The sequence below is a fragment of the Limnohabitans sp. Hippo4 genome, from assembly GCF_003063605.1.
GTDB lineage: Bacteria > Pseudomonadota > Gammaproteobacteria > Burkholderiales > Burkholderiaceae_C > Limnohabitans_A.
Genome location: NZ_NESE01000002.1, coordinates 215986 through 228169 on the forward strand (window position 1 = coordinate 215986; position 12184 = coordinate 228169).

A 12184-nucleotide genomic window follows, 5' to 3' on the forward strand; every position below is an offset into this window, starting at 1 on the left:
GGAGCCAGGCCATGATTTACGGCATTGGAACCGACCTGTGTGACGTGAGGCGCATCCGAGCCAGCTTGGAAAAGCATGGTGATCGCTTTGCTCAAAAAGTCTTGAGTGACGCCGAATTTGCCACCTACAAGGCACGAGGTGCAAGGTGGCCAGAACGTGGCGTGCGTTATGTGGCCACGCGGTTTTCTGCCAAAGAGGCTTTCAGCAAAGCCATTGGTTTGGGCATGCGCATGCCCATGACTTGGCGCTCTTGCGAAATTGGCAAACTGCCCTCTGGGCAGCCTGTGATTATTTTGCATGGTGCCTTGAAAACCTGGTTCGAGTCCCAACATTTAAAAGCACACATCAGCGTGACGGACGAGGCGGATTACGCCGGTAGTTATTGCGTGGTGGAAAGAACGGCATGAACATTCAAGCACCACTCATCATTGACATTGAAGGTCACGCGCTCACCGCGCAAGACAAAAAGCGCCTGAAAAATCCTTTAACAGGCGGCATCATTTTGTTTGGCCGCAACTGGCAAAGCCGGGCGCAGCTGACGGCATTGTGTGCAGAGATCAAAGCGGTACGAAAAGACTTGCTGATTTGCGTGGACCATGAAGGTGGTCGCGTGCAACGTTTCAGAACCGATGGTTTTACGCATTTGCCGGCCATGCGCCGCTTGGGTGAAATGTGGTCACAAGATGGCAAAGGGCTTGAAGGTGAGGGCGTCTTGAAAGCCTGTCAAGCAGCCACTGCCGTGGGCTATGTATTGGCAGCAGAGTTGCGCGCCTGTGGTGTGGATTTCAGTTTCACGCCAGTGCTCGATTTAGATTACGGCGAAAGCAGCGTGATTGGTGACCGTTCCTTCCACCGAGACCCCAGACATGTGAGCTTGTTGGCCAATAGCCTGATGCATGGTTTGCGCCGAGCTGGCATGGGCAACTGTGGCAAACACTTTCCAGGACACGGCTATGTCAAGGCGGACTCTCATGTGGACATGCCCATCGACAAGCGCAGCCTCAAAACCATCTTGAAAGACGATGCCAAGCCTTATGAGTGGCTGACCAACGAATTGACAGCCGTGATGCCAGCCCATGTGATTTATCCCAAAATTGATTCACAGCCTGCTGGTTTTTCTGCCACCTGGATTCAAACTATTTTGCGTGAGCAGTTGGAATTTACAGGGGCTGTGTTCAGTGATGATTTGTCTATGGCTGGCGCGCGAGTATTAGACGGTCAAGCCATCAGCTTCACGCAAGGTGCCTTGGCTGCACTTCAGGCGGGTTGTGACATGGCGTTGCTGTGCAATCAATCATTGAAGGGCAGCAAGGTCATCGACGAGGTTTTAGACGGCTTGGCTGAGGCTCAAGTAAAAGGCTGGTGGCAGCCTGATGAAATCAGTGAAGCACGCCGTTTGGCACTGTTGCCTTCATCTCCCGCATTGGCTTGGGATGATCTGGTCCGTTCGGTCAATTACCAACAAGCCTTAGCCTGCTTGCCCTGATATGCAATTCATTGCTTGGATTTTTAAAGTCTTCTTCAGTTTGCTGGGGCTGGTGTTTGTGCTGGGCATGCTTTGTATTCTCTTGTTTTCTTTGCTGTTTGGTGCTCTTTGGTCATTGGTGCGCGGCCGCAAGCCTGAAGTGGCTGTGGTGTGGCAACGCTACCAAGACATGGCCCGCAGCAAAGCGCCTTTCGGTGCTTGGGGTAAGGGGGCCCGCCATGAGGCCGAGGTGGTCGACGTCGAAGCCAGGGAAGTTCCCAATGTGGCACGGCCCCAAGATCGGTTGAACAAGGAATAAAAAAGAGCGCACTAGGCGCTCTTTTTATTCTTGTTCTCGCTTGAGTGCAGGGAACAAAATCACATCGCGAATACTGGGGCTGTCGGTCAGCAGCATCATCAAGCGGTCAATGCCAATGCCGCAACCGCCAGCAGGTGGCATGCCGTATTCCAAGGCACGCACAAAGTCGTGGTCAAAGTACATGGCCTCATCGTCGCCGCTGTCTTTGGCATCCACTTGTGCTTGGAAGCGCGCCACTTGGTCTTCGGCGTCGTTCAACTCAGAGAAGCCGTTGCCAAATTCACGGCCTGTGATGTAGAGCTCAAAACGCTCGGTCACTTCTGGGCGCTCATCGTTGGCACGCGCCAAGGGCGAAATTTCGGTGGGGTGCTCCATGATGAACGTGGGCTCCCACAGTTTTTCTTCCACGGTTTCTTCGAAGTACAACACCTGCAAACCGGCCAATGATTTCTTAGACAGGTTGTTCTTGGCTTCACTCATGCCCAGCTTTTGCAGGGCCTGAATGAGCCAGGCCGCGTCGTCCACTTTGTCGCCAGCTTCTGTGTGTTTCACAATGGCTTCACGGATGGTGAGGCGTGCAAATGGCTTGGCCAAGTCGACGGGTTTGCCGGCATAGCTCAGTTGCAAATGGCCCACGGCATTCATGGCGGCATCGCGAATCAATTCTTCGGTAAAGCCCATCAAGTCTTGGTAGTTCCAATACGCCGCATAGAACTCCATCATGGTGAATTCGGGGTTGTGGCGAACGGAAATACCTTCGTTGCGGAAGTTGCGGTTGATTTCGAACACGCGCTCAAAACCGCCCACCAGCAAACGCTTGAGATACAACTCTGGCGCAATGCGCAAGAACATTTCTTGGTCGAGTGCGTTGTGGTGTGTGGCAAAGGGACGTGCATTGGCACCGCCAGGAATGGGGTGCAGCATGGGCGTTTCAACTTCTAGAAAGTTGTGCTTGACCATGAAGTCACGAATGCCACTGACGGCTTTACTGCGCGCTGTGAAGCGTTTGCGCGCGTCTTCGTCCATCATCAAGTCTACATAGCGTTGACGGTATTTGATTTCCTGGTCGGCCACACCATGGAACTTGTCGGGCATAGGGCGCAAGCTCTTGGTGAGCATGCGAACACTGGTAGCATGCAAGGACAGCTCGCCCATTTTGGTTTTGAACAAGAAGCCCTCAGCGGCCACGATGTCGCCCAAATCCCAGTGTTTGAAATCGTTGTAGGCTTCTTCGCCAATGTCGTCGCGCGTGACATAAATTTGAAAACGACCTGTGGCATCTTGCAGTGTGGCAAAGCTGGCTTTTCCCATCACGCGTTTGAGCATCATGCGGCCAGCAATTTTGGCCTTCACAGGTGTGACGCCTTCGCCCTTCAATGCTTCAGCTGCTTTCTCGCCGTGCGCCAATGTGAGCGGCTCTGCACGGTCTTCAGGTTTGAAGTCATTGGGGAATGCCACGCCTTTGCCTTGGGCTTGCGCTTCACGCAGAGCTTTGAGTTTGCTGCGACGTTCTGCAATCAGCTGGTTCTCGTCAACGACGGGGGTGGTTTGATTTTCTGCTGGCGTGTCTGACATGAAGTGCACTTCGGTAAGGGGGTGTTCAAAACCCGTAAAACGCTGAAGGTCAGCGCGAATCCGTTATTTTACGATTCCTTGGGGCTGACGCTATCATCCACACACTTGGAGGACTGCTGTGTTTCTACAAATTGTCAATTTGATCTTGGATGTGGCCACTGGTTTGGTGGGCGGCGCATGTTTGATGCGCTTGGTGATGCAATGGCAGCGTTTGCCTTTTCAGAACCCCATTGGGCGCTTTGTCTTTGCCGTGACGGATTGGCTGGTGATGCCGCTCCGGCGTGTACTGCCCGCTGTGGGGCGCTTAGACACTTCCAGTCTGGCGGCCGCATGGCTCATGAAACTCAGTCACGTGACCATCATGTGGGTTTTGGGCGGTACTCAGGCAGCCTTTGTCGGGGTCTTGATTGCCAGCCTGTTTGGCGTGCTTCATTGGCTGGTTTCTGGCTTGAGCGCCATCATATTGTTGTACGCCATCCTGTCTTGGGTGCAACCCAACAGCGGCAGCATGATGCTGTTGTCACGCATTGTGGAGCCCTGGTTGGCACCCATTCGAAACGCCATTCCTCAGCCCGGTGGCATTGACCTGTCGCCTTTGGTGCTGTTGGTCATTTTGCAAATTGCGGGCATGTTGCTCGCTGGCTTGCAATATGGCGGGTTTTAAGGGCAGCGGACGGCGTCCGCTGCTTCTGGACAGGGTTAGCTGACCGCGTCGGCTGACTGGCGTGTCAGCATGGCCAATGTGTTGGCAATGGTCATCTTCAATTCACGGCGATCGCTGATGAAGTCAATGGCGCCTTTTTCTTGCAAAAACTCAGCCCGTTGGAAACCTTCTGGCAAGGTGACTCGCACAGTGCTTTCAATCACGCGGGGGCCGGCAAAGCCAATCAGGGCCTTGGGTTCGGCAATGACGACGTCGCCCATGAAGGCAAAGCCAGCAGACACGCCACCCATGGTGGGGTCGGTGAGTACGCTGATGTAAGGCAAACCTTTTTTGGCCAGGCGGGTGAGTGCAGCATTGGTTTTGGCCATTTGCATCAGGGACAACAAGCCCTCTTGCATGCGCGCGCCACCCGTGGCGGTAAAGCAAATGAAGGGCACTTTTTGTTCAATGGCTGTTTCAACGCCACGTACAAAACGCTCGCCCACCACGGAGCCCATGCTGCCGCCCATGAAGTCAAATTCAAAGCAGGCGGCCACCACGTTGATGCTGTGGATGGCGCCGCCCATGACCACCAAGGCGTCGGTTTCGCCGGTGTTGCTCATGGCTTCTTTGATGCGCTCGGGGTACTTGCGGCTGTCTTTGAATTTCAAAGCGTCGACGGGCACCACTTCTTGGCCAATTTCATAGCGACCTTCGTTGTCCAAAAAGTTGTTCAGACGGGCGCGCGCGCCAATGCGGTGGTGGTGGCTGCAGGTGGGGCAAACGTTTTGGTTTTGCTCCAAGTCAGTTTTATAGAGCACGGATTCGCACTGGGGGCACTTGATCCACAAGCCTTCTGGCACGCTGCGGCGGTCGGCCGGGTCGGTGTGCAGAATTTTGGGGGGAAGCAGTTTTTCGAGCCAACTCATGTCAAGGTCCTTATGGGTTGTTTCAGGCGTCCATGGCCTGGCGAATGCCACGCAAAAAGTCGCCAGCCACAGCGGCGACTTTATCGCGGGGTTCATTTTCTATCAACTGGATGATTTTGCTACCAATCACGACGGCATCGGCCACTTTGGCAATGGTTTGAGCCGTTTGGGCATCGCGAATGCCAAAACCAACGCCCACTGGGATGCTGACTTTTTGGCGAATGCGGGGCAACATGGCTTCCACTTCGTCCGTATTCAGTGCGCCGGAGCCTGTGACGCCTTTAAGCGACACGTAATACACGTAGCCACTGGCGACGTCGGCCACTTGCTGCATGCGCTGATCGGTGCTGGTAGGGGCCAACAAGAAAATCAGGTCCATGTTGTGGGCGCGCAGTTTGGCAGCAAATTCGACGCATTCTTCGGGCGGATAGTCCACTACCAAGACGCCGTCGATGCCAGCCTCTGAGGCGTCACGAATGAAGCCGTCTTTGCCGTGCTTCAGGTCATAACGTTCAATGGGGTTGGCATAGCCCATCAGCACCACGGGGGTGGTGGTGTTGGTTTGTCTAAAGGCTTTCACCATGTCAATGACATGGGTGGTGCCAATGCCAAACGCCAAGGCTTTGTCGCCGGCTTTTTGAATGACGGGGCCGTCGGCTGAGGGGTCGCTAAAAGGCACACCCAATTCAATGACATCGGCGCCTGCTGCCACCATGGCATGCATCAATTCGGGTGTGACATCTGCAAAGGGAAAACCCGCTGTGACGTACGGAATGAGGGCCTGTCGACCCTTGGCTTTCAGTTGTTCGAAGGTGGCTTCAATGCGGCTCATTTGACGACTTTCACAAATTGCTCGCCCATGGGCAAACCACCTTTGACACCTTGGCCTTGGCAGCTGGGGCGGCAGTAGAAATCGGCTTGGCTCAGGTCGGCCACGGTGCCGATGTCTTTGTCGCCACGGCCTGATAAGTTGACCAAGATGGATTGATCGGGCTTCATGGTAGCGGCCAATTTTTTGGCATAGGCCACAGCATGACTGGACTCGAGGGCAGGGATGATGCCTTCGGTGCGGCACAAGTAATGGAACGCGTCCAGTGCTTCTTGGTCGGTGATGCCCACGTATTCAGCACGGCCAATGTCTTTCAGGAAGGCATGCTCAGGGCCCACGCCTGGATAGTCCAAGCCCGCGCTGATGCTGTGCGTTTCTGTAATTTGTCCGTTGTCGTCTTGCAAGATGTAGGTGCGGTTGCCGTGCAACACACCGGGGCTACCGCGCTGCAAAGAGGCAGAGTGTTTGCCGCTTTCTAAGCCTTCACCCGCCGCTTCCACGCCAATGAGGCGTGTGTTCTTGTGGTTGATGTAGGGATAGAAAATACCCATGGCGTTGGAGCCGCCACCCACACACGCGATAACGGCATCGGGTTGTTGGCTGTGCAAACCGGTTTGCGCCAAAAGGGTCGGCATTTGCTCAAGGCATTCGTTACCAATCACGCTTTGGAAATCGCGAACCATCATGGGGTAGGGGTGTGGACCGGCCACGGTACCGATGATGTAGAAGGTGTTGTCGACATTGGCCACCCAGTCGCGCATGGCTTCGTTCAAGGCGTCTTTCAGGGTTTTGCTGCCTGATGTCACAGGCACCACAGTAGCGCCCAAGAGTTTCATGCGGTACACATTGGGGCTTTGACGTTTGACGTCTTCGGCACCCATGTACACCACGCACTCAAGTCCGTAGCGCGCGCAGATGGTGGCCGTTGCCACACCGTGTTGGCCAGCGCCGGTTTCGGCAATGATGCGCGGCTTGCCCATGCGCTTGGCCAACATGGCTTGACCTATGGTGTTGTTGATTTTGTGCGCGCCCGTGTGGTTCAGGTCTTCGCGCTTCAAATAGATTTGTGCACCACCCACTTCACGGCTCATGCGAGCAGCGTGATAGATGGGAGAGGGACGGCCGACAAAGTGCGCCAATTCGTATTGGAACTCGGCCAAAAACGCAGGATCGTTTTGGTACTTGGCATAGGCCTCGCGCAATTCGAGGATAGCGTGCGTCAGGGTTTCGCTGACGAAGCTGCCGCCAAAAATGCCAAAGTGGCCAGAGGCATCGGGTTGTTGGTAATGGGACATGTTGTTACTCAATGGCATCGGCTGCTTTGACGGCAGCCACAAATTCTTGGATTTTTCGGGCATCTTTCAGGCCTTTGTGGCCCTCAAGCTCGACACCCGAGCTGACATCAACGGCCAAAGACAGGGCTTTGGGCCGAAGCTGGCGAATGCCATCGGTCACATTTGCAGGCGTCAATCCACCACTCAAAACGAGGTGAGCGTTGACGTTTGGAGGAAGCTGTGACCAATTGAATGTTTTCCCGCCACCGCCATAACCGTCAACATGAGCGTCGAGCAGGATGGCCTGGGCATTTGAGTAATCTTGGCAGAATTTTACCAAGTCAAAGGAGGCGGTGTTGTCGGTGGGAATTCGGGCCGCGCGCCAGTAGGGGCGTTGCACAGCTTGGGCCAAACGGTCGCACTCAAAGGGGGATTCGTCACCATGAAACTGAAGCAGAGCGTTGGGCACGGCCAGGCAGGCGGCCTCTACTTCCTCTAGGCTGGCATTCACAAACAACAGGACGGGCGTGACATCAGAAGGCAGTAATTTGGCCAACTGTCCTGCACGTTCGGGGGCAACATAGCGTGCACTTGGGGGGTACATCACAAATCCAATTGCATTGGCGCCCGCCGCCACGGAATCTAAAACATCGGCTTCGCGCGTGAGACCGCAAATTTTGACAAAAGTAGGGTGTGCGTCTGAGCTCATGGCAGCCAATGAAAAGGCGGTGTCTCGGTGGGCAAGCCCCATTGAGGGTCGTACACCGGTCCTTGAAAGTACAAACCATCTGGCGAGAAAGTTGGCGCTGCGGCATCGCGGCGTTTGCTTTCAATCACTTGTGCCATCCATTCGGGGGGCTGAAAGCCTTGGCCAATGGTCACCATGCAACCCATGATGTTGCGAATCATGTGGTGCAAGAAGGCGTTGCCTTCAAATTCAAAGCGCCAGTAAGGGCCGTGCTTGTGTATGTCCACGCGCAGCATGGTTTTGATGGGCGACAAGGCCTGGCAACTGCTTGCCCTGAAAGAGGAGAAGTCGTGTTCACCCAGCAAGTATTGGGCGGCTTGGCGCATGGCCGTCTCGTCCAAAGCGCGGTAGACCCACCCTGCGCGACCAGACTCCAAGCTGGGCCGAACGGGCGACTCTAAAACGATGTAGGCATACCTTCGGGACAAAGCGCTGCCGCGCGCATGAAATTCAGCTGGAACTTCTTGCGCCCACTGGACTGAAATGTCATCTGGCAAGTAGCGGTTGGTGCCGCGCACCCAAGAACCCATGTCGCGCTCTAGTGGGGTATCGAAGTGAACCACTTGCATCAAGCCATGAACGCCTGCATCGGTTCGACCCGCACACAAGGTGGTGACTCTTTGAGTGGTGAATTCTTTGAGCGCCTTTTCCAATTTATCTTGGATGGTCAGGCCAGTGCTTTGGCTTTGCCAGCCCTGGTAGGGCTGCCCGTTGTAGGTGATGCCCAGCGCAACTCTCACTGAAGTGTCTCGGTGGTAGTGGGCGATCGAAAGTGCCCAGTTGATTGGGCTACCTGAGTGCTTGGGTTCAGGTTTAAATCCAATGCAGTAATGTCTGCAGGCAATTCCAATTTGATGCCAGGTGAGATGCCGGTAGGCGCAGTGGCCATGTCAGCCGCGGGCATCAAGGTGCTGAGCGTGGGCGATGAACGGCGACCCTGAACACGCAAGCCTGCCCAAACTGCCAACACGCCGAGCAAAGTCAATGCAGCCCACAAGTAGGCGTTTTGATGGGGCGCGTCCAATAAGCGATTTAAGTTCAGCCAGCCCATGGCGGCATCGCTGGCAGCACGTTGGGGTGCGGCAGGGCCAACGGTGATGGGGGCAGGGGCTGTCAGTTGAACCAATTGATCCACATTGCTTTGCAAAGTTGCCAACTGCTTTTGTGCATCTTGTAAAGCACGTTGTGTTGCCAATCGTGTTTCAGCATTTTGCTTTTCAATTTTGGCCTGCGTCAGCTTCAACTGATCGATGGTGGCTTCGGCTGCTTTGAGCGCGGCTTCTTCTTGGCCCACTTTGCCAGACATTTGTCGTGAAGGTGCTTGGCCTTTGATCAATTGCGTGCTTTGTGCAGCGGCTTGTGAAAAGGCCAGAAACTCTTTTTGCTGCGTGACCAAAAATTGTCGCGCTTCATTGGCATCAATGGCGTGAACAGCTGTCGCTGAGGGTGCTTTGAGCACAGCACCCGCTCGCAGCAAGTTGACGTTGCCTTCGATGAAGGCGTCGGGTTGGCTTTTGAGTAAGGCCACCAGCATTTGCTGAGTGCTCATGTCTTCGGTCAGCCATTGCTGAATAATTTGGCTGGCGCTTTCTCCCTTTTGCACCACGTGCTCTGTGGGTGCGGCAGTGGCTGGTTTGGCCATTGCGCTTGCTGCCGTGGCCAGTTGTATGGGCGTTTCTGATTTGCTGGGCGCAGGCTTCAACATCAATGTGAAGGCCTTGACCCATTTGCCAGAAGCTGTTTGGGCTTCAATCAGAAGATCGACAAAGTTGTCCGAAAAACTTTGGGGACCTGTAATGCGAATGCGCTGCGTACCATCGCGTGTTTCGTAGGGCTCAGCTTGCAATTGACCCACTGCAGGTGAGTAGATCAGTCCCAGTTGGGCAAACCGCTCTGCTGGCGCAATTTTGACACTCAGTTGGCCCCATTCTTCGGCAGTGGCACTGGCCACGCCGATTTCGGCGCGCAAGGGCTCACCTTTGAACGATTGCACCTCAATGCCGGCCAGCGTCAGGGCATGCGCGCTCAAGCACACGCCCAAGGCGCTGATGATGCCGGCAAGAAGGGTGCGGGGACTTGGCATGGGGGCCTTGGTTAGGCGTCCAGCAAAATGCGCAGCATGCGACGCAGTGGCTCGGCAGCGCCCCATAGCAATTGATCGCCAATGGTGAAGGCACCAACATACTCTGGGCCCATGGCCAGTTTGCGAATGCGGCCCACTGGAATGGTCATGGTGCCTGTCACAGCAACAGGTGTGAGGTCTTTCAATGTGGCTTCACGTGTGTTGGGAACCACTTTGACCCACTGGTTGTCGGCAGCGATCATGGCTTCAATGTCGGCCACGGGCACGTCTTTTTTCAATTTGAAGGTGAGTGCCTGGCTGTGGCAGCGCATAGCGCCCACACGAACGCAGAAGCCATCGACAGGAACTGCTGGCGCATTGAAGCCTTCGCCTTGACCCAAAATTTTGTTGGTCTCGGCCATGCCTTTCCACTCTTCTTTGGACATGCCATTGCCCAGATCTTTGTCGATCCAAGGAATGAGCGAGCCGCCCAGCGGCACACCAAAGTTGGCTGTTTCGGCGCCGGTGAGGGCGCGTTGCTTGGCGATAACTTTGCGATCGATCTCCAAGATGGCGCTCTTGGGATCGTCGAGTAAAGCCTTGACCTCAGAATTCAAGGTGCCGTACTGCGTGAGCAACTCGCGCATGTGCTGCGCGCCGCCGCCAGAGGCTGCTTGGTACGTTTGGGTGCTCATCCACTCGACCAATCCGGCCTTGTACAAAGCGCCCACGCCCATCAACATACAGCTGACGGTGCAATTGCCGCCGACCCAATTCTTGCCACCGTTTTTCAGGGCAGATTGAATGACGGGCATGTTGACCGGATCCAAAATGATCACGGCATCTTTTTCCATGCGCAGTGTGGAAGCGGCATCAATCCAATGACCGTTCCAACCTGCGGCGCGCAACTTGGGGAACACTTCGGTGGTGTAGTCGCCACCTTGGGCCGTGATGATGATGTCGCAACGCTTCAAGGCATCGATGTTGAAAGCATCTTGCAGCGTCGTTTCGTTTTTGGCCATGGCGGGCGCTTTGCCGCCAGAGTTGGAGGTGGAGAAGAACAAAGGTTCAATCAAACCAAAGTCGCCCTCGGCTTGCATGCGGTCCATCAAGACGGAACCGACCATGCCGCGCCAGCCTACAAGTCCTACCAATTTCATGTCATCACCCTTTCAATGTTAATTTTGAGATTCCGACTCGTCGAGCCGGAAGGGCATGACGAGTTGTGAGCTGTTAGCTCTTTGTCGTTTTCGTAATGGCTTTCACAACGGCTTCGCCCATTTCGCGGGTGCTGACCTTTTGTGTGCCTTCAGACCAGATGTCGACCGTCCGCAAACCGGAAGCCAAAACAGACTTCACAGCCGTCTCAATGCGATCGGCAGATTCGGCTTGGTTCAGTGAAAAACGGAGCATCATGGCAGCTGACAGTATTGTAGCCAATGGGTTTGCAATACCCTGACCCGCAATGTCAGGGGCACTGCCGTGGCTTGGCTCATACAGGCCTTGGTTTTGGCTGTTCAGACTGGCCGAGGGCAGCATGCCGATAGAACCGGTCAGCATGGAAGCTTCGTCGGACAAAATGTCGCCAAACATGTTGCCTGTGACCACCACGTCGAATTTCTTAGGCGCCTTGACCAATTGCATGGCGGCATTGTCCACGTACATATGCTCCAGTTCGACGTCTGGGTATTCTTTGTGAACGTCGGTGACCACGTCTTTCCAGAATTGGAAAGTCTCAAGCACATTGGCCTTGTCGACGCTGGTGACTTTTTTGCTGCGTTTGCGAGCGGCTTGGAAGGCCACGTGGGCAATGCGTTCAATTTCGGGGCGCGAGTAGCGCATGGTGTCGAAGGCTTCTTCGGCACCTGGGAAGTGACCGTCTGTGGCAATACGGCGGCCGCGAGGTTGACCAAAGTAGATGTCGCCGGTCAGTTCACGAATGATAAGGATGTCGAGGCCCGAAATGAGTTCGGGCTTGAGGCTGGAGGCACTGACCAATTGCTCGTAGCAAATGGCGGGGCGGAAGTTGGCAAACAGGCCCAAGTTTTTGCGCAAGCCCAGGATGGCTTGTTCGGGGCGTAAAGGTCGGTCGAGTTTGTCGTATTTCCAGTCGCCCACCGCGCCAAACAAAACCGCATCGGATTCTTTGGCCAGTTTCAAGGTGGCCTCTGGCAAAGGGTGGCCGTGAGCTTCGTAAGCAGCGCCGCCCACCAAGGCTTCTTCCATTTCGAATTTCAAGTCGAGGACGTTCAAAACCTTGACGGCTTCTGCCACGATTTCGGTACCAATGCCGTCACCCGGCAGAACTGCGATTTTCATGATGATTCTTTTCTCAAACGA

General features: G+C 54.9%; 13 protein-coding genes. 4 read left to right on the top strand and 9 right to left on the bottom strand.

What is annotated here, in order from left to right; genetic code table 11:
* The first annotated feature begins 11 nt into the window (after nucleotides 1–11).
* Genes acpS through B9Z46_RS06485 form a run of 3 tightly spaced genes read left to right on the top strand, consistent with a single transcriptional unit; the run spans nucleotide 12 to nucleotide 1784 of the window.
* Nucleotides 12–407, top strand: coding sequence for a holo-ACP synthase (acpS, locus tag B9Z46_RS06475; protein WP_108255051.1), 396 nt, complete (start codon nucleotides 12–14; stop codon nucleotides 405–407).
* On the top strand, nucleotides 404–1486 hold the full coding sequence (nagZ, locus tag B9Z46_RS06480) for a beta-N-acetylhexosaminidase (protein WP_108255053.1): 1083 nt from the start codon (nucleotides 404–406) through the stop codon (nucleotides 1484–1486). The genes acpS and nagZ overlap by 4 nt, the downstream gene beginning before the upstream one ends.
* A gap of 1 nt (nucleotide 1487) precedes the next feature.
* Nucleotides 1488–1784, top strand: coding sequence for a hypothetical protein (locus B9Z46_RS06485; RefSeq protein WP_108255055.1), 297 nt, complete (start codon nucleotides 1488–1490; stop codon nucleotides 1782–1784).
* Between the two features lie 24 nt (nucleotides 1785–1808).
* Here B9Z46_RS06485 and lysS read toward each other — a convergent pair whose 3' ends face one another.
* Nucleotides 1809–3359: a lysine--tRNA ligase gene (gene lysS / locus B9Z46_RS06490; protein WP_108255057.1), complete on the bottom strand. Its 1551-nt coding sequence runs from the start codon at nucleotides 3357–3359 to the stop codon at nucleotides 1809–1811.
* Between the two features lie 118 nt (nucleotides 3360–3477).
* On the opposite strand from lysS, the gene B9Z46_RS06495 reads away from it, so the two are divergent.
* Nucleotides 3478–4023 carry a YggT family protein gene (locus B9Z46_RS06495; RefSeq protein ID WP_108255059.1) on the top strand — a complete coding sequence of 182 codons (546 nt, stop codon included), beginning with the start codon at nucleotides 3478–3480 and terminating at the stop codon, nucleotides 4021–4023.
* Between the two features lie 35 nt (nucleotides 4024–4058).
* Here B9Z46_RS06495 and accD read toward each other — a convergent pair whose 3' ends face one another.
* The 8 genes from accD to leuB all read right to left on the bottom strand — a co-directional run bounded on the left by accD (nucleotide 4059) and on the right by leuB (nucleotide 12163).
* On the bottom strand, nucleotides 4059–4931 hold the full coding sequence (gene accD, locus B9Z46_RS06500) for an acetyl-CoA carboxylase, carboxyltransferase subunit beta (RefSeq protein WP_108255061.1): 873 nt from the start codon (nucleotides 4929–4931) through the stop codon (nucleotides 4059–4061).
* A gap of 22 nt (nucleotides 4932–4953) precedes the next feature.
* A complete protein-coding gene (trpA, locus tag B9Z46_RS06505) occupies nucleotides 4954–5763 on the bottom strand; it encodes a tryptophan synthase subunit alpha (protein ID WP_108255063.1) in 810 nt (269 codons plus the stop codon).
* Complete coding sequence (trpB, locus tag B9Z46_RS06510) at nucleotides 5760–7055, bottom strand: tryptophan synthase subunit beta (protein ID WP_108255774.1); 1296 nt, start codon at nucleotides 7053–7055, stop codon at nucleotides 5760–5762. The genes trpA and trpB overlap by 4 nt, the downstream gene beginning before the upstream one ends.
* 4 nt (nucleotides 7056–7059) lie before the next feature.
* Nucleotides 7060–7743 (bottom strand): phosphoribosylanthranilate isomerase, encoded by a 684-nt coding sequence (locus tag B9Z46_RS06515; RefSeq protein WP_108255065.1) that lies wholly within the window; start codon nucleotides 7741–7743, stop codon nucleotides 7060–7062.
* Nucleotides 7740–8522, bottom strand: a complete 783-nt coding sequence (truA, locus tag B9Z46_RS06520; protein WP_108255067.1) for a tRNA pseudouridine(38-40) synthase TruA — start codon at nucleotides 8520–8522, stop codon at nucleotides 7740–7742. The genes B9Z46_RS06515 and truA overlap by 4 nt, the downstream gene beginning before the upstream one ends.
* On the bottom strand, nucleotides 8519–9865 hold the full coding sequence (locus B9Z46_RS06525; RefSeq protein WP_158268406.1) for a FimV family protein: 1347 nt from the start codon (nucleotides 9863–9865) through the stop codon (nucleotides 8519–8521). Before B9Z46_RS06525 ends, truA begins: the two co-directional genes overlap by 4 nt.
* Before the next feature lie 11 nt (nucleotides 9866–9876).
* The gene (gene asd / locus B9Z46_RS06530; RefSeq protein ID WP_108255071.1) at nucleotides 9877–11004 is read right to left on the bottom strand and encodes an aspartate-semialdehyde dehydrogenase; all 1128 of its coding nucleotides are present in this window, start codon (nucleotides 11002–11004) and stop codon (nucleotides 9877–9879) included.
* Nucleotides 11005–11077: 73 nt separating this feature from the next.
* Complete coding sequence (gene leuB, locus B9Z46_RS06535; RefSeq protein WP_108255073.1) at nucleotides 11078–12163, bottom strand: 3-isopropylmalate dehydrogenase; 1086 nt, start codon at nucleotides 12161–12163, stop codon at nucleotides 11078–11080.
* Between the last annotated feature and the right edge of the window lie 21 nt (nucleotides 12164–12184).